Here is a 17,837-nt window from a genome sequence, read left to right on the forward strand (position 1 = left end):
CTTCATTTAACAAAACTGCTTAATTTTTCTGCGTATGACACTTGCAATTAGCACCGCATGTGTGCTGCTTTGTTTCTTGTTCTTCATCTTGGGCAGGTGCCGTACCGAAAAGCTCATCTGCACCTAACATAATACCGCCTGTGTTAGCAGAAGTTACCAAATATTGATAACGTGCTAAGTACCCCCTGCGCACCTTAGGCTGAAATGGTTTAAGCCCTTTTTTCCGACGTTCAAGTTCCGCTTTATCGACCGCAACATCAAGAGTTCGTTGCTCAAGATCAATCGTGATCTGGTCGCCGTCTTTAATCAAAGCAATTTCACCACCGGCAGCAGCTTCTGGCGAAACATGACCTACACAAATACCATGTGTTGCTCCTGAAAAACGACCATCTGTGATCAAAGCAACTGTCCTGCCTAGACCACGTCCAATAATATCAGAGGTTGGATTAAGCATCTCAGGCATCCCAGGCCCACCTTTAGGTCCTTCGTAGCGAATCACGACGACATCTCCGGCTTTGACAGTTCCATCATCAATTCCGGCTACAGCCTCATCATGTGAATCAAAGCAGATCGCTTTGCCAACAAACTTCTTAATATCGGGATCAACTCCAGCTACTTTGATGACAGAACCATCACGTGCAATATTGCCATACAGAATTGATAATCCACCCTGTTGTGAATAAGGATTATCAAGTGTTCTGATCACTTCCGGATTGAGTGTATGTGCTCCGGCAACATTTTCGCGAATCGTCTTTCCGGTAATTGTCGGACGATCTGGATGAAGAATTCCACCCTTTTCGATCAATTCATTCATAATTGCGGGAATCCCACCTGCATTGTGCACGTCCTCCATTGTCCAAGAAGATGAAGGCACAATCTTCGCCAAATGTGGAGTTCTCTTAGCAATTTCATTAATTTCTCTTTCACTGTAATCAATTCCCGCTTCATGTGCGATCGCCAACCCATGTAAAACGGTATTTGTTGAACCACCCATTGCCATATCAAGCGCAAAGCTATCATCAAATGCTTCTTTGGTCATAATGTCACGCGGTTTAACATTGTGCTCAACATTGTACATAACTTGACGTGCTGCTTGTCGGACCAATTCTTTTCTTTCATCAGAAACAGCTAGTGCAGTGCCATTATATGGCAGAGCCATTCCCATAGCCTCCATTAGCGAATTCATCGAATTAGCCGTATACATCCCGGCACACGAACCACATCCTGGACAAGCATTGCGTTCCAATTCAAGAAAATCATTTTTGCTCATCTTGCCGTCTTTAAAAGCTCCGACAGCCTCAAACACAGTAGAAAGGGTAGCAGCTTTTCCATTAGGATCAAGACCTGCTTTCATTGGCCCTCCCGAGACAAAAGCTGCAGGAACATTTGTCCGTGCGGCGGCCATCAACATACCTGGCGTGATCTTGTCACAGTTAGGCATGAATAATACCCCATCAAACCAGTGTGCATTGATAACTGTCTCGGCTGCATCAGCGATAATCTCACGGCTGGGCAAAGAATAGCGCATCCCAATATGTCCCATGGCAATGCCGTCATCAACTCCAATTGTATTGAATTCAAAAGGAATTCCACCAGCTTTGCGAATTTCGTCTTTAGCAATTTCGGCCAGCTTGCGCAAATGAACATGTCCTGGCACAATTTCAATATACGAATTAGCGATCGCAATGAATGGTTTCTTCATATCTGCTGGATTTTTGACCTGGCCAGTCGCATATAACAAACTTCTTCCAGGGGCCCGATCGGTTCCTTCAGTAATTGTGTCGCTTCTTTTCCTAAGTTCATCCCCGCTGATTGAAAAATTTAATGTATCACTCATTTTTTATAACTCCTCATTTCCGCTTGTGTCTTTTTTCTGGTTTCCTGCTTGAAATCTTTATTGATGCTGATGAACTGCAAAAGCTTCAATTTCGACCTTTGCATCTGCTGGAAGTGCCTGAACTCCTACAGCCGAGCGTGCCGGCAGTTGCGTCACTTCTTTGAAAAAGTCGGCATATACTTCATTCACCTTTTTGAAGTCAGTAATTTCAGTCATAAAAACTGTCATTTTAACAATCTCGGCGACCTCAAAGCCGGCAGCAGTCACAATTGCTTTTATATTTTCCAATGCTTGTTTGGCCTGTACCTCAACTTGTTCTCCAGCAAAATCCCCCGTTTGAGGATTGATTCCAACTTGACCCGAGCAGTACAGTGTTTCCGCTGCACTGACTCTGAGTCCTTGTGAGTAAGGGCCTAATGCCTGCGGTGCGCCCTGAGTTACAACTGTTTTTTTCATTCAAACATCCTCCTAGTTTGTGTTTGCTTCCGATCGCGGATAAACTAAAACTCTTTTTTTGTCATCTGTGCGCACTTCAAGTGGAGCTCCATAAAAATGAGTCAACGTTTCCTGATTCAACAATTCCTGACGTTTACCGCTGGCGTAAATCCTTCCTTTTTTCAAGAGCAACACATTATCAAAACACGGCAGCAATTCTTCGGTGTAATGGGACACTAGTAGCAATGCTGGGCTGGTTGGAGCTGCTGCAATTTCGGAAATCTTCGCAAGCAGCGCTTCTCTGGCGAACAGATCCAAACCATTACACGGTTCATCTAAAATCAATAGTTCTGGTCTAGCCATCAGTGCTCTGGCTATTAGAACTAATTGGCGCTCACCTTGTGATAGTACTCGATAAGGTTTGCCAATCAGCTTAGCTCCACCCAATTTTGTCAAACGTGCTTTAGCTTCTTCCATTTCGACAGGAGCATAGCTCTCATATAAACCAATACTTGCAAATTTGCCAGAAAGGACAATCTCTTCCACCAAATCCCCTGGGTGGAGCCAATCTTGCAGTGCAGTGCTCACCCAGCCAATCCTACGCTTTAGGGCAGGGATGTTAGTATGCCCAAAAACCCCACCTAAAACTTCAAGTGTTCCTTCTGTTGGCCACACATCCCCATGTATCATCTTCAACAAAGTTGTTTTACCAGCACCATTTAATCCTAAAACCGCCCAATTTTCCTTTTCCTTGATTGTCCAGCTAATCTTATTCAAGATCTGGCGCTCACCTTTTATCAAAGAAACATTTTCAAAAGACAAAATATTCATGCGCTGAGCTCCTTTCATTAAGCGCGCTCACCCTAAGAAACATTTCTTTCCTGCTTAAACCATCATTTCATACAGCATTTGATTTTCCTTCAGGTCAATGTAATATGGATCAAATTGACGCAGTCTTTCTTGAAGTGGCCTAATATTTTGCCTCTTTCCTAACCGAATCCCAATTAACACTGGGCCCTTGCCGCGATTGACCTTTTTGGTATATTCGAACTTGGTAATGTCATCGTCCTTATCTAGGATCTCGCTGACCATCTCACGTAATGCTCCAGGACGCTGCGGGAAATTCACAATAAAGTAGCATTGATAACCTTCGTAGACTAAAGAACGTTCCTTAATCTCTTGCATTCTTTCAATATCATTATTACCGCCGCTAATTACACAGACTACAGTTTTACCACTAATCTCAGCCTGATGTTCTTCAAGCGCCGCCACACTCAACGCACCCGCTGGTTCAGCAACAATTGCTTCCTTACTGTAAAGTTCAAGCAACGTTGTACAAACATGCCCTTCTGCAACGTTAACCAGCTGGTCCACATATTTTTTAGCATTATTATAAGTCAGTTGCCCAGCAGTTTTGACCGCTGCTCCATCTACAAACTTATCAATGTGTTCTAGGGTTACTGGATGCCCACATTTAAAGGCTGCTGCCATCGAAGCTGCCCCCGTTGGCTCAACTCCGATCACCTTAGTTGCAGAACTAACATTTTTGGTATACGCTGCAAGACCACTGATTAGACCGCCGCCGCCGATCGCAGCAAATAAATAATCAACTGTAACGTCATGTGCAGCTGTATCCTCAAAAATCTCGCAAGCAATCGTCCCTTGGCCTGCCATTGTATGTTTGTCATCAAAAGGCGCGATGAAAGTCAGTTGTTTTTCCTCACAGTAATTCGCCGCTGCTTGTGCGGCTGCATCGAATGTATCACCTGTCAATTTAATCGTCACCGCGCTTCCACCAAAAAACTTGACTTGATCAACTTTTTGGCGAGGAGTTGTCACGGGCATAAAAATCACCGCCGGAATTTTCAATTTGTGGCAAGTCCAGGCTACACCTTGCGCATGATTACCTGCACTTGCACACACCACGCCGCGCTGACGTACCGCTGCTGGAGTCTGCGAAATTGCATAGTACGCACCTCGAATCTTGAAAGAACGCACGGCTTGCAGATCTTCTCTTTTTAAGTAAACATTGCAATGGTATTTTTGGGACAAATATGTGTCATGTTGGAGAGGCGTTCGCTTAATAATCGGACGCAACACCTCATAAGCTTTCTCGATTTCTTCTTTTGTTAATAAGTCTTTTGCTGTCATTACATCCATTAGCCGAATCACCCCTTCAAGTTTTTTTCATTATGTACAGTGAAAAGCGGAAGAGCTGCTCACCAAGTCATACCTTAGTTGGAGCTCAGTTTCCCGCTATTTCTTACTGCTTACTTTTTAAATTAGTCGCTGTATTTGTCAGCTTTTGCAACAAATGGCATCTTAGTCCGTAATTCGTCGCCCACTTTTTGCAGTTCAGATTTTTCCATTTCGCTACGGTACTTGTAAAGCTTCTTGAAGCCGCCACGATATTCATCCATAAATTCTTTGGCGAAGGTTCCATCTTGAATTTCCTTCAAATTACGTTTCATTGCTTCTTTTGATTCAGCGTTGATGACACGCGGTCCTCTTGTATAAGAACCATATTCAGATGTATTTGAGCAATCATTGTACATCTTCGCAAAACCACCTTCGTAGATCAGGTCACAGATCAGCTTCATTTCATGATCAACTTCAAAGAATGCTAATTGTGGTGAATAACCTGCTTCAGTCAAGACTTCAAAACCAGTTTCGATCAGAGCAGTAATTCCACCCATTAAGACATTTTGTTCACCAAACAAATCTTCATCGGTTTCTTCTTTAAAGGTCGTTTTCAAAAGTCCGACACGTGCTGCCCCATTTGCCTTTGCAAATTCCTTAGCAAGGTCTTCTGCGTGTCCGGAAGCATCTTGATAAGTAGCATAAAGTGCTGGTACACCAGAACCTTCCATGTATGTACGCCGGCACAGGTTACCTGGTCCTTTAGGAGCCATCATTACTACATCAACATTTTCCGGTGCAACGATTTCTTTGTAGTAAACATTGAAACCATGTGAAAAACCAAGTACATTGCCAGCTTCCAAATTAGCTGCAACTTCATTTTTATAAACATCTGACATTACTTCATCAGGAGTTAGCATCTGAACCCAGTCAGCCTTCTTAGCAGCTTCTGCAACTGGATAAACTTCAAAACCGTCCTTTTTAGCTTTATCGAATGATTTTCCGGGACGAACACCAACGATGACATCCACACCTGAATCTCGCAGGTTGTTTGCCTGGGCATGTCCTTGCGCACCATAACCGATAAAAGCAACTTTCTTTCCTTTTAAATAATTCGTAGTAACATCTTTTTCGTATAACATTTCAACTGACATAATAGAGCCTCCATTTTTTTGTTTAATTTAGTAGTAAAAACACTTCAACATCGTTTTAAAAGTGTGTACAATGTAGTTAATTATTCTTTTCAATTCCAGCAACCAATAAAGCCGTCGTTTCTGCAGCTGATTCACAACTGTACCAGCTAACGCTTAAAATGTCGATTTGCTTTGCAAGGACCCGTTTTAGGTGTGTCAGGTTCTGTGCTTTTTCAGTCCGCAGCTCGACTTTAGCTTCTACTTGGTGTTTGGAAGTTGAAATAATTACTGCGTTCTCAATATTAATGTTTCGTCGTGTTAACAATCCGGTGAAGCGATTTAAAACGCCCACCCTATTTTTCATTTTGCAAACAACTATTTCGTGCATTTAATCGACCCCTAGCATCTTCTGATTAGGCTGTCCGGGGGCGACCATGGGGTAAACCTGTTCTAGAGCAGGAATCCTTGCTTCTACCAGAACACTTTCTTGGGTTGCGAAAACATCTGCCAATGTTTCGCGCCAATTCTGTGAAGCAAGCCTAAGCCCTTTGAGACCATACGCGTGTGCAAGCTTGATGAAGTCTGGTTGACCGTTGAAAACAGTTTGAGAACGTCTTTTTTTGTAGAACAGATCCTGCCATTGTCTGACCATTCCCAACGTTTGATTATTAAGTAAGATAATCTTGATATTTAGTCTGTAATCCCTAATGACATCAAGTTCCTCGCTTGTCATCTGTAAGCCGCCATCCCCTACAAACAGCACGACTTCTTTTTCCGGAACTGCTAACTTTGCGCCGATTGCGGCCGGAAGTCCAAATCCCATCGTTCCCAAACCGCCGCTCGTAATTAACTGATGCGCGCGGGTAAAAGGATAATACTGTGCTGTCCACATCTGATGTTGTCCAACATCTGTCACGATTGTTGCATCTCCAGCAGTTAGTCGACCAACTTCTGCAATCACGGCTTGGGGCTTGATTTTGCCTTTTTCTTCAACGTAATGCTGAGGATGTTCATGCTGCCATGCGCTCAGTTGCTGAAGCCATGCTTGGTGATCCCTTACTTGCGTTTTCGCTGGATGAGCTAATAACCAGTTCAGTGCCTCTTTCGCATCTGCTGCAACCGCAAAATCCGGCAAAATCATTTTCCCAAACTCGGAATCATCAATATCTATCTGTGCCACTTGGGCCTTGGGAGCAAATTGTGAAGTATTAGTTGCTAAACGATCATCGAAACGTGAACCAATATTTAAGAGAAAGTCACATTCAGAAAACGCTAGGTTAGCTTGATAACTTCCATGCATCCCGCCCATTCCCAGCGAAAACGGATCAGAAACTGGTAACGCACCTAAACTCAACAACGTTGAAACTACCGGTAGCTTGTAGCGGTGCACGAAACGTCTGAATTCTGGAACAGCCCCAGCGGCGATCACTCCGCCACCAACAAGCAATAACGGCTTTTGGGCTCGTAAAAGTGCATCCCGTAATTGTTGCATCTTAGTAACTGCTAGTTTTCTTTGCGGATAAACCGGTGTTTTCGCTGTGAATCCACCAGCGGTTTGACTACGCTGTTGCTCATCCACGGCCATCGCGGCAACATCTTTTGGCAAATCAACTACGACCGGTCCAGGTCTGCCACTGCTAGCAACCGCAAATGCTTCTTTTACAACCTCTGCCAAACTGCCGCTATCGTGAACCTGGTAACTTTGCTTTGTGATCGCCGCCGTAATACTTAGAATATCAACTTCCTGAAAAGCATCTGTTCCAATCGCTGCACACCCAACTTGTCCTGTAAAAACAACCAATGGAATCGAATCAAGCATTGCATCTGCAATTCCTGTCACGGTATTAGTAGCTCCAGGACCGGAAGTTACAAAAACAACACCTGTTTTCCCAGTGGCTTTTGCATATCCTTCAGCCGCATGAACTGCCGCCTGCTCGTGCCGAACAAGAATATTATTAAACGCTTGTCGATATATGGCATCATACAGGGGCAAAACTGCACCTCCAGGATAACCAAATACGAGCTCAACCCCTTGTGCCTTTAAGGCTTCCAACAACAAATCGGCCCCGCTAGCAAGTGTTCTTTTCGTCTCAGTTTTTTCAGTTTCTCGTTTTATCAACATGATTTTCACCTCCTCTTAAAATTCTCGCTCCAAAAATCCCAACATTTGCCTCACACCTTGATACCATCTCCCTTCGCTTCCTTGATCCATGGCCTCACCTCCTTTAAAATCAAAAATCAGCTGCGCACACTCCTTCATTTCCAAAATAAAAAGCACCCATCTGCACGATGGATGCTAAAAAAATCCACCGCTCTAATCTCTTAGCGCGGTGTGATTAATTCCAGGTTACTAACTCAAAATAGCCCAGGCATTAAATCACACACGCGCATGATAATAATGACTAGGACGACTAGTACGATAACATTTTGGAATAAGTTTGTATCTAATTGCCACTTACTTGCACACATGTGATCTAACCCCTTTCTTTTTAATGACTATCACCATTTTATTTTTAGAAATAATACTTGCGCTTATCATGAAACCCACAAGCTGAACAGTACTCCTTACTAGGAGTGAGTGCTCCGCAGTTGACGCAGACACTAACTTCTACGTCTTCCTTCTCAGAGCTAGAAATAAATCTTGCGCCGCAACTGGAACAATACTTCCCAGAAGCAACTTTCTTTCCACAGCTCTGACAAGTAACTATATCATACGCTAACTTCATAAACATCCCTCCGAACCATTATCCAATCACAGATAATACTGACATGTTATAGAATGCTATGATAGCTGTTATTCCATTTGCAATCTGGAAAAACGGCTGACAAGTTTCCTTTTCATCAAAGCATGAATATCTTTCATGTGTGTCATACTACACTCTCGTTTTAATGATGTCAACATCTTTTTTTAATAAAAAACGCCTAGATTTTAGGTCGCACAAAACGTTTTTACTTTTTTTATTCTTTTGGATTTATTCTAAATAACCTTTTTTAGGGCTGTTTTTTCAAGCGCATATAATGTAAAGAAATAAAAAACGCTCAATTAAGATTAATGTTTTGATGATTATTTTTTTAATTTACGGTTGACAATGAAGTTCTGCACGCAGTATAGTTACAAACATATTAGAAAACACTAAGAGGCGAACGAAATGTTACTAACCAACACAAACATTCAAATTATTATTATCAGCGCGATTATTAATTGATGCGGGCTGCATTTTTAGTTGTCCGCAATTGCGGACAGTGTTGGTTAAGCCAGAAGCTGTCATTCAGCTTCTGGCTTTTTTCTTTGCTTCACTTTGGAGGTGTGATCTTGCTTAGACAGTAAAAAAGGTTCAGTTGTTTTCAAGCATATTTTTTTAACTTTTAGGAGGAGTCTCATGGATAACACAAATAATTTAAGCACCACTTTTAAGCATAAAGATACATCAGCTTTTAAACGCGATTCGGTGAAAACTGTGATGTTCGCATCGATGATCGGGACAGCAATTGAATTTTTTGATTTTTACGCCTATGGTACTGCTGCAGCAGCCTATTTCCCAAAAGTTTTCTTTCCGGAAGTTACGCCGGCTATCGCAACCATCCTGAGTTTGTTGACTTTCGGTGTTGCATTTATTGCCCGCCCGCTCGGATCATTTGTCTTTGGTCATTTTGGAGATAAAATTGGCCGCAAACGTACTCTTGTGGTCTCACTTTTACTAATGGGAATCTCAACTGTGCTGATTGGGCTGCTGCCAAGCTATGCTACGCTTGGTCTGACAGCTGTCGTCTTGTTATGTGCCTGCCGCTTCGTTCAAGGAATTGGGCTGGGCGGGGAATGGTCTGGTGCAGCTTTAGTTGCCACAGAAAATGCACCTGCAAGCAAACGAGCCTTGTATGGCGCCTTCCCTGAATTAGGTGCACCGCTTGGATTCTTCTTGAGCAATGGTTTGTTTTTCCTGCTTGAGACCTTCTTAACCCCTGCACAAATGCTTAGCTTCGGCTGGCGAGTACCCTTCTTAGCTTCTTCAATCTTGGTTCTGGTCGGTTTCTGGGTGCGCGAACGGATGCAGGAAACACCACTGTTTCGGTTGGCGCAGGAGAAAAATGAAGTTACCAAGTCACCACTCAAAGTTGTCTTTAAGACTAGCTGGCGGCAATTAATTCAAGGAACCTTGATTGTTTCTGTGACTTACACCCTCTTTTATACTTTAGCAACTTGGTCTTTGACATATGCAACCACCAAATTAGGCTTCTCTAACCAAGAATATCTTTTCATGCTGATGGGTTCAATTATCATCTTTGCATTACTAATCGTTGTCTCATCGACATTTGCAGACAAATGGGGACGTAAACGTACGTTAATGACTTCAGCTTCTGCTTTAATTGTTTTTGCATTTCTTTTCCCGTACTTATTGCAAGGCCAGCGCAACTTTGGCAGTGTTACACTTTTCCTTGTAATCGGCTTTGTCCTCATGGGGATCGCCTTTGGTCCAGTGGGTGCCCTCTTACCTGAACTCTTCTCTACAAAAGTCCGCTATTCCGGTTCAGGAATTGCTTATAATCTTGCAGCAATTGTTGGTGCAGCTTTTACCCCGACCATTGCAACTTGGCTGGCAGAAAATTGGGGAATCCGCTCTGTAGGACTATACTTAGCGGTCATGGCTATTGCGTGCTTAGTTTCTCTGTTAACAATTAAAGAGACTAAAACGGTTGACTTTTCAAAATAATGTAACTTTAAAACAACCGAATTTAGACTCTGCTTATCCCCTAATCTGTTTTGCGACATGTTCAATGTTACATTAAATAACATCTTGAATTTACACTTAAAAAAATAAAGGAACTAACTTGGGCTTTTTACGCAAGTTAGTTCCTTTATTTTTTAATTATTATCAGTATTCCTACTCAAAAATCAGCTGCTGCAACCCAGATTTTTCTAGTTCTTAAAACTATGAATGGGTGCAGGAATTAAACCACCACGAGCAATCATGGCTGCCGAAGAGGCCGCATTAACAGCCATTACTGGGGCATAGCCTAACAAGCCACCAAACTCGGCCATCTCTCCAACTTTTTTACCTTTAATTGGCAATACACGTACGGCTGTCGTTTTGTTATTGATCATTCCGATGGCCGCTTCATCAGCAATCATTGCAGAGATCGTCTCCGCCGGGGTATCACCTGGAATTGCAATCATATCAAGCCCAACCGAGCACACTGCAGTCATCGCTTCTAGCTTTTCAATATTTAAGGTGCCTGCTGTTGCAGCAGCAATCATCCCTGCATCTTCCGAAACTGGAATAAATGCTCCTGACAGACCTCCGACATGATTACAGGCCATGATACCACCTTTTTTAACCGCATCGTTCAACAATGCAAGCGCCGCTGTTGTTCCATGCGTCCCCACACTCTCTAGCCCAATTTCTTCTAGAATCTGAGCTACCGAATCCCCCGCAGCTGGTGTTGGTGCCAGTGACAAGTCAACAATTCCAAAGGGAACATGCAGTCGTTCTGATGCAAGTGTTCCAATCAGTTGTCCCATTCTGGTTACCTTAAACGCGGTTTTTTTGATTGTCTCAGCAACTGCATCCAGCGGTTGGCCTTTAACCTTTTCGAGTGCGTGTTTAACAACACCTGGGCCGCTGACACCGACATTAATGACGACATCTCTTTCACCTACACCATGGAAGGCTCCTGCCATAAATGGATTATCCTCAACGGCATTGCAGAAAACGACCATTTTGGTATTTGCCATAAAAGAACGCTCAGCAGCATCTTTGATGACCTTCCCCATTTGTGCAACTGCGTCCATATTGATACCACTTCTTGTCGAGCCAACATTTACGGAAGCACATACAAGGTCTGTTTCAGACAATACCTGCGGCAATGAGTTAATCAAACGCAGATCCCCGCTTTGGTATCCTTTTTGTACAAGCGCTGAAAATCCCCCAATGAAATTAACTCCGAGTTCTTTAGCCGCGCGGTCAAGGGTTTGTGCATACTTAAAATAGTCTTGATCTGCAGATGCCGCAGCAATAATTGAAATCGGTGTGACAGAGATCCGCTTGTTAATGATCGGAATTCCATATTCTGCCTCAAGTTGTTGTCCGACTTTAACAAGGTTCTTTGCCTTTGTCATGATCTTCCGGTAGATGCGTTCGCATGCTCGATCACTGTCGCTGTCGATACAATCTAATAAGGAGATGCCCATCGTGATCGTCCGGACATCCAATTTTTCATCGGAGATCATGTGAATCGTTTCTTTGATCTTTTCTGTTTCCATCTAACTCGTGGCCCTCCTATAATTGGTGCATGGCGTGGTAGATTTCCTCACGTCTAATTTTAATCTCGACTCCCAACTGCTTGCCTAAATCATCGAGCTCGTGTGCAAGCGCCGTGAAATCAACACTTTCATCTTTGAGCTCAACCATCATCATCATGGTAAAATTATCATCCATGATGGTCTGTGAAACATCTAAAATATTGATCTTCTTCTCAGACAAAAAAGTACTAACCCCAGCGATGATTCCAACCTGGTCCTTACCAATTGTGGTTAAAATAGCCTTCAATATAGACACCCCATTCATTTTGACTTAACTTATGCTCAAGTATAGCTTTTAAACCACCGTTGTGCAATTAGTAATTTTTACCAAGTTTTTCTTGCTTGAATTTCTACCATATTCCAATTAACATTAGAATGTCGCTTAAGTTTTAACTACATAGGAAGGAACTTCTCATGCCAACACCTTTAAGTTCAAAAAAACGGATGGTTGTGACGATACTACTTTTATTCTCAACCTTTATCTCACTTGCGAGTCAAACAATGATGATCACCGCTTTGACTGCTATTGAACATTCTTTAAATATCCCATTAACTAGTGTGCAGTGGTTGACCACTGGGTACATTCTAATTGTTGGAGTTGTAATGCCGCTTTCTTCAAATCTCTACGAAAAATTCAGTAATAGACAAGTTTTTTTGTCTACAATCAGCCTTTTCATCATCGGTAGTTTGTTAGGCGCTTTTGCCTCCAGCTTCAGTATTTTACTCCTTGCACGTTTATTGCAGGCTTGTGCTGGCGGAATCTTGATGTCATTTCAGATGACAGCTATGATTACCATCTATCCGCCTGAAAAACGAGGAACGGTTTTAGGAATGTCTGGATTAGTAATCGCCTTTGGCCCAGCGATTGGGCCGACCATCTCCGGAATTATTTTGCATTTTTTCACATGGCAATATCTGTTTATTCTAGTTTTGCCGTTCATGTTATTAATTTTGGTAGTCAGTTGCTTGACCTTCCCTAATTTCTCACAACCGCAGAAGATCAAGATTGATTTACTTTCAGTCTTTCTCTCACTGTTCGGCTCTGGTATGGCACTCGCAAGTCTGACTGTTCTGCAACAGAACATCTTGCTGGGAATCATTCTCCTCTTAGGGGGATTATTCTTGTTGTTCATCTTTACACGCCGTCAGCTGCATTTAAAGAAACCCATGCTCCGTGTGCAATTATTCAAGTTGCGTTCATTTTGCCTATTGACCTTGATTGGCATGCTTGCCTTTATGGTCTTAATTGGGACCGAACAACTTGTTCCCATCTTTGCTGAAAATGTTCTAGGTCTTAGTAGTTTACAATCTGGTTTGATTCTTCTTCCGGGGGCAATCTTGAATGCTCTCTTTGCTGCTTTGGCAGGCCGTTACTATGATCTGCACGGACCTAAACTATTGCTAACTGTGGGGGTTGCGTTAATGCTGATCGCAACTGTGCCTTTTTTGCTAATGAATGCACATACTCCAGTTTGGATAATCACTTTTGCTTACTTAGTGCGGATGATTGGCAATTCGCTGGTCTTTTCTCCGGCGATGTCCGAAGCTTTCAAAGATGTTCCGCCACTTTATGTGAGTCACGCTTCTGCACTTAACAATTCACTCAGACAGGTCGCTGCTGCTGTTTCAACAACTTTGATGATTGTTTTGGCTGATCTACCGCGCTCGCTTGTGGCAGGTTCACATCTGGCGATTAGTTTTACGGTTATCTTATTGTTGCTTACCGAATTTCTATTTTTGCGTTATGCAGCTTCTACGCAAAAATAGAAGTGCCGACAACCAGCGTTCAGCCACCGTAGACTAAGTCCGGCATTACAAAGTAACCCGGGTTTGGTTACACGTAATGCTGGCTTAGGCACAGGAGGTTGCTGGGGGAGCACGTTATGTAGAAGTGCCGACAACCACCGGAAGTCTTTGAGCACTAACACCAAATTACAAAATAGTCGGGCTGTGACTATGCGTAATTTGTGGTTAGGCGCAAAAGGCTGGTGGGGGGAGCCTGTTAAAAGAAGTGCCGACACTCAGCGTTTAACCACCGCAGGCTAAGTCTTGAATTACAAAGTAACCTGATCTTGGTTACGCGTAATTTAAGCTTAGACACAGGAGGTTGCTGGTGGAGCACGTTATGTAGAAGTGCCGACAACCACCGGAAGTCTTTGAGCACTAACACCAAATTACAAAATAGTCGGGCTGTGACTATGCGTAATTTGTGGTTAGGCGCAAAAGGCTGGTGGGGGGAGCACGTTAATAGAAGTGCCGACAACCACCGGAAGTCTTTGAGCACATTATGGGAAAAGTGCCGCCCAACACCCTAAAACAAAAACCGAGGGGCTGTGACAAAAGTTAACTTTTATCACAGCCCCTCTTTTATTCCGGATAAACGGGTTCAATAAGTAAAAATTCTCCGTCTAACTTCGAATTACTCATAGCAAAGTACTCACGATGTTCGTAATTTCGAGTTAGCACTCAAATTTTCCCGACTTATGTCACACTCTCAATCTACAGATTAACATCCCTATAATTCTAGTTACATGTGCATTTCTTAAATCTGTGCAAGTGCAGCTCCTATTCAACTTGCTCACGCTCGTCATGATAAACAAATTTGATTTCAGGGAACTCAGTGGATCCATCCTTATCCTGCATAAAAGCAAGCGCCTCACGTCTGATTTGCGCTAAATCGATTCCCTGTTGTTTAGCCGCAAAAAGACATCCACAATAACACTGCCGGTAAACATCGTATTCGCGGCACATCTCCAAAGAACGCTGATACCCACCATTTTTTTTAAAGTCACTGGGCAAATACTTAGTAGTATAAAAGTTCTGAACTTCAATCCCTACACTATTAACTACTTGTGAATTCTTATGCGGACTAATAGTCAATGCGCTACCAAAATAATCAAAATCGAGTTCCACGGCTTTTGCAGCAACAAGATCCAAGCGATATCCGAAGCAGGCGCGGCAGCGGTCTCCTCCTTCAGGTTCCTTTTCAAGTCCTCTGACTGCTTCAAAATACTGCTGTGGAGCATACGGAGCAGCTAAAAAGCGGACATTGTTCCCGGTTTTTTCATTGAAATCACGAATGAACTTTTGCTGTACATACTCACGACGTTGATATTCCGCACGCGGATGGATATTAGAATTTGCATAATAGACAGTCACATCCGCATACTTAGTCAAATATTCAAGCGTGTATGTGCTACACGGCGCACAACAGCTGTGCAATAAAATTTTAGGTCTAGTCGTTGTCAACTGCCAATTTTTGATCATTTTCTGTAAAATTTTATCATAATTAATTTTTTGATTAGGATTCAGTTTATCTAAAAATTCATGCAGATCAATCACCGGATTTTCTCCTCCCCATAAATTGTGTTGCCCCTTCTAGATCAATCACGTCACTGAAAATACTCCTAAATCAGTATATACCTTAAAAGGATCTGCAACAATCCTTCAAGCTAATTCAAGCTTGCGTACAACCTTTTCATATAATTTCGCTGCAATTTTTATGCCGCCTGCTTTACTGACATGCATATGATCCCCAAGATCGTAAGTACTGCTCAGTTGTCCTTGTGCATCTGCAACAAAATAATTATGGAAAACATAGTTCTTTGCAGTTAATAAACGATTAAATTCTCGCCGAGTTTGTTGTGCATCCTCGTAATCGGCAGTCTGCAGCTTTACCTGATTGCTGTGTCCTAGTCTAAACGGAAGAAGATCGCCCAAAAGCAATGTTCCGTTGCTTTTTGAAACCAATTGCTGCAACTCCGTGACCCCTGCCAGCAATTCCGGTGCGGTTACTTTCTGTTTCCCTGCTTGTAAACTGAGCAGCGGCAAAATAAGATCATTTCCGCCAGCTAGAACAAACACTAATTCTGGCTGGATTTCAAGCAGATCTGGCAACCTGTGCAGCAATCCTTGACCAAAAGTTTGATAAAGCAGTTCATCAGTAGGTGCATCATGCAAGAGCCGATTACCTGAAATTCCGCTGTTGAGTGTCACTACTTTCTCTGGAAAGGCGCGATTTAATAAGGCGGTTAAGCTGTCTGTTATTAATCCCATTTCAATCAGCGAATCTCCAGTAAATAAAATCGTCTTAGGTTGGGCTGCCGTCCAAAATTCGATTTGCTCAAGGCAAAACCAGCCACGACGGGCCGTAAATGATTTTCGCAAGCGGGGGAGCTTGTCGGCTTTGCGAATCATTCCAGCGTTAGTCAGCGTGGTATCATAAGTATTTGCAAAATCTAGATAATTTTGCGGTTCACTGCTACTCAACCTAAAAAACAATCTTTGCCCTGTGTGCACGGCCACTTTAAGCGGATCAGTGATCACCCTGCTGCCAGCTGGAATTTTGATGGTTGCAGTCCCGTGCAAGGTTATTTCGTGTTTCACATGAAACGTTTCATCAAATGAAAACTCCAATTTTTGAAAGACCAGTTCACTTTTGCCGTGAAGATTAGTTAAGTGCAAGCGTAAAGCAATTCCGCTAACATTTGTAGTCACTTGGACAATCTGTGTCAGTTCCTCCATCCGGAAAGGAAGTGTAGAAAAATCATTGCAATTATGTTGCCAAATTGGAACCCATTTCAAGTAATTCGCCCCCTTTTATTGCTACGCTACCAAACTCACATTTACCTCAAATTGCACAATAGTTCATCCATCCCGCTTAACTGTGCCATTCAATCCTTTTAGTCTATAAAGATTTAACTGCTGTACTTCTTGCTTAAAACTCACAAAGCGGCCAAAGTTCAGGACTTCAGTAGCAAAATTATTCTTGAAAGCCCACTTTATTAAGAAGCCTAGAATAATCGAAACTCAATGATCACTTTTTGACCTTGAGCATTTGCGCTACATTCCATTGCCAGTACTTTGCCGCTTTGTTGTATTTATTAAAAAAGGTGTTCACTCAAAAATTATCGATAATTGACGTTGCTTGAAAATACATTTTTAATGTGCCCTGCCAACAGTCTCACTTATTTAACTTAATCAGCCAGCAACCGCAGAACTTCTTTTCGTGGAATTCCCTGAAAATACTTATTCAAGTCAACATCGTGCAAAGCCGCAGCGATCTGAGGCTCATCAAAGGTACAGCCCTTAAGCACTTTTTCTAATTTTTGAACGTTGTCGGTTCCAAAAAAGTCGCCGTAGAATTTAATATTCTCAATCTTTCCTTTTTCAACCAAAATTCGTGCATCAATCGTGCCACTTGTGAAATGTTGGCGCCGCTTGACCGTAAAGTTAGGTGAATGCCCATAAACCCAGTCCCAGTTACTGTAGTATTTTTCCTCAATCTGATCGATCTTTTCTTCATCTGCAGCAGTCAGTTGATATTCATGCTGCCGTGCTTCTTCCATACTTTTAACACCCAAAACCCTCATGATCAGCAGATCACGAAACTGCTCAGTCGTGATATTTTTATATTCTGGTGCCAAATATGGTCTCAGATTAGTAACCCGACTCTTGACGGATTTAATTCCCTTGGATTTGATTTTGTCTAAAGGTACATTGAGTGCTCTAGTAACCTCGTCTGTGTCAACATCTAGCATTAATGTCCCATGTGAGAATGTTTTCCCTCCCCGAGTATACATTGCATTGCCTGAGAATTTCTTACCATCAACCACGATATCATTGCGCCCGGTTACCTCTGCTCCTTTAACACCGATCTCATGCAAAGCATTTACAATTGGCGCAACCATCGTTTTAAAGTCGCCAAATTTATTTTGATTTGCGTCCACAATAAAACTAAAGCACAGGTTCCCTAGATCTTGATACATGGCGCCACCACCTGACAAGCGTCGGGTTACTGTAACGCTGTGTTCACGGCAGTACTTCTGATCAATTTCTTCGATCGTATTTTGATTGCGCCCAACAATCACACATGACTTTTCGATATAAAACAGCATTAAGGGTAACTGTAATTCATCATTATTCATTAAATACTGCTCGGTTGCTAAATTTCTTCTGATATCAAATGTACGCATTGCCACATATTGCAATGATC

The 17,837-nt window shown here is 42.6% G+C and carries 15 protein-coding genes; 2 read left to right on the forward strand and 13 right to left on the reverse strand.

All coding sequences use genetic code 11. The annotated features are described in order from the left end of the window. Positions 1-19 precede the first annotated feature (19 nt). The 8 genes from ilvD to AB3Y88_RS05830 all read right to left on the reverse strand — a co-directional run bounded on the left by ilvD (position 20) and on the right by AB3Y88_RS05830 (position 7,810). Entirely contained in the window at positions 20-1,837 is a 1,818-nt protein-coding gene (gene ilvD / locus AB3Y88_RS05795) for a dihydroxy-acid dehydratase (protein ID WP_228887943.1), read from the reverse strand. A gap of 57 nt (positions 1,838-1,894) precedes the next feature. Continuing rightward, positions 1,895-2,293 (reverse strand): Rid family detoxifying hydrolase, encoded by a 399-nt coding sequence (locus AB3Y88_RS05800; protein WP_367293409.1) that lies wholly within the window; start codon positions 2,291-2,293, stop codon positions 1,895-1,897. A 12-nt stretch (positions 2,294-2,305) separates the two neighbouring features. Beyond that, positions 2,306-3,103 carry an ABC transporter ATP-binding protein gene (locus AB3Y88_RS05805; RefSeq protein ID WP_228887944.1) on the reverse strand — a complete coding sequence of 266 codons (798 nt, stop codon included), beginning with the start codon at positions 3,101-3,103 and terminating at the stop codon, positions 2,306-2,308. 54 nt (positions 3,104-3,157) lie between these two features. Beyond that, on the reverse strand, positions 3,158-4,432 hold the full coding sequence (gene ilvA / locus AB3Y88_RS05810; RefSeq protein ID WP_228887945.1) for a threonine ammonia-lyase IlvA: 1,275 nt from the start codon (positions 4,430-4,432) through the stop codon (positions 3,158-3,160). Positions 4,433-4,554: 122 nt separating this feature from the next. After that, a complete protein-coding gene (ilvC, locus tag AB3Y88_RS05815) occupies positions 4,555-5,565 on the reverse strand; it encodes a ketol-acid reductoisomerase (RefSeq protein WP_056961884.1) in 1,011 nt (336 codons plus the stop codon). A 76-nt stretch (positions 5,566-5,641) separates the two neighbouring features. Beyond that, positions 5,642-5,932, reverse strand: coding sequence for an ACT domain-containing protein (locus AB3Y88_RS05820; RefSeq protein ID WP_054755624.1), 291 nt, complete (start codon positions 5,930-5,932; stop codon positions 5,642-5,644). Continuing rightward, positions 5,933-7,666: a biosynthetic-type acetolactate synthase large subunit gene (gene ilvB / locus AB3Y88_RS05825; RefSeq protein WP_228887946.1), complete on the reverse strand. Its 1,734-nt coding sequence runs from the start codon at positions 7,664-7,666 to the stop codon at positions 5,933-5,935. A 15-nt stretch (positions 7,667-7,681) separates the two neighbouring features. Then, positions 7,682-7,810: a hypothetical protein gene (locus tag AB3Y88_RS05830; RefSeq protein ID WP_261913793.1), complete on the reverse strand. Its 129-nt coding sequence runs from the start codon at positions 7,808-7,810 to the stop codon at positions 7,682-7,684. A 1,114-nt stretch (positions 7,811-8,924) separates the two neighbouring features. Here AB3Y88_RS05830 and AB3Y88_RS05835 point away from each other — a divergent pair. Continuing rightward, the gene (locus AB3Y88_RS05835; protein WP_056961888.1) at positions 8,925-10,253 is read left to right on the forward strand and encodes an MFS transporter; all 1,329 of its coding nucleotides are present in this window, start codon (positions 8,925-8,927) and stop codon (positions 10,251-10,253) included. 206 nt (positions 10,254-10,459) lie between these two features. Here AB3Y88_RS05835 and AB3Y88_RS05840 read toward each other — a convergent pair whose 3' ends face one another. Together AB3Y88_RS05840 and AB3Y88_RS05845 are read right to left on the reverse strand one after the other, a co-directional pair. Further along, complete coding sequence (locus tag AB3Y88_RS05840; RefSeq protein ID WP_056961890.1) at positions 10,460-11,803, reverse strand: PFL family protein; 1,344 nt, start codon at positions 11,801-11,803, stop codon at positions 10,460-10,462. 16 nt (positions 11,804-11,819) lie between these two features. Next, entirely contained in the window at positions 11,820-12,089 is a 270-nt protein-coding gene (locus AB3Y88_RS05845; protein ID WP_056961892.1) for an ACT domain-containing protein, read from the reverse strand. 167 nt (positions 12,090-12,256) lie between these two features. On the opposite strand from AB3Y88_RS05845, the gene AB3Y88_RS05850 reads away from it, so the two are divergent. Then, a complete protein-coding gene (locus AB3Y88_RS05850; protein WP_228887947.1) occupies positions 12,257-13,609 on the forward strand; it encodes a DHA2 family efflux MFS transporter permease subunit in 1,353 nt (450 codons plus the stop codon). Between the two features lie 798 nt (positions 13,610-14,407). On the opposite strand, the gene AB3Y88_RS05855 is transcribed toward AB3Y88_RS05850, so the two are convergent. The 3 genes from AB3Y88_RS05855 to AB3Y88_RS05865 form a co-directional block, all read right to left on the reverse strand. Then, positions 14,408-15,184, reverse strand: coding sequence for an epoxyqueuosine reductase QueH (locus AB3Y88_RS05855; RefSeq protein WP_054755694.1), 777 nt, complete (start codon positions 15,182-15,184; stop codon positions 14,408-14,410). A 105-nt stretch (positions 15,185-15,289) separates the two neighbouring features. Then, on the reverse strand, positions 15,290-16,426 hold the full coding sequence (locus tag AB3Y88_RS05860) for a GDSL-type esterase/lipase family protein (RefSeq protein ID WP_228887948.1): 1,137 nt from the start codon (positions 16,424-16,426) through the stop codon (positions 15,290-15,292). Positions 16,427-16,818: 392 nt separating this feature from the next. Then, positions 16,819-17,832 carry a lipoate--protein ligase gene (locus AB3Y88_RS05865; RefSeq protein ID WP_054755614.1) on the reverse strand — a complete coding sequence of 338 codons (1,014 nt, stop codon included), beginning with the start codon at positions 17,830-17,832 and terminating at the stop codon, positions 16,819-16,821. Positions 17,833-17,837 lie beyond the last annotated feature (5 nt).

The sequence above is a fragment of the Liquorilactobacillus satsumensis genome (genome assembly GCF_964065465.1).
GTDB classification, from domain to species: domain Bacteria; phylum Bacillota; class Bacilli; order Lactobacillales; family Lactobacillaceae; genus Liquorilactobacillus; species Liquorilactobacillus satsumensis.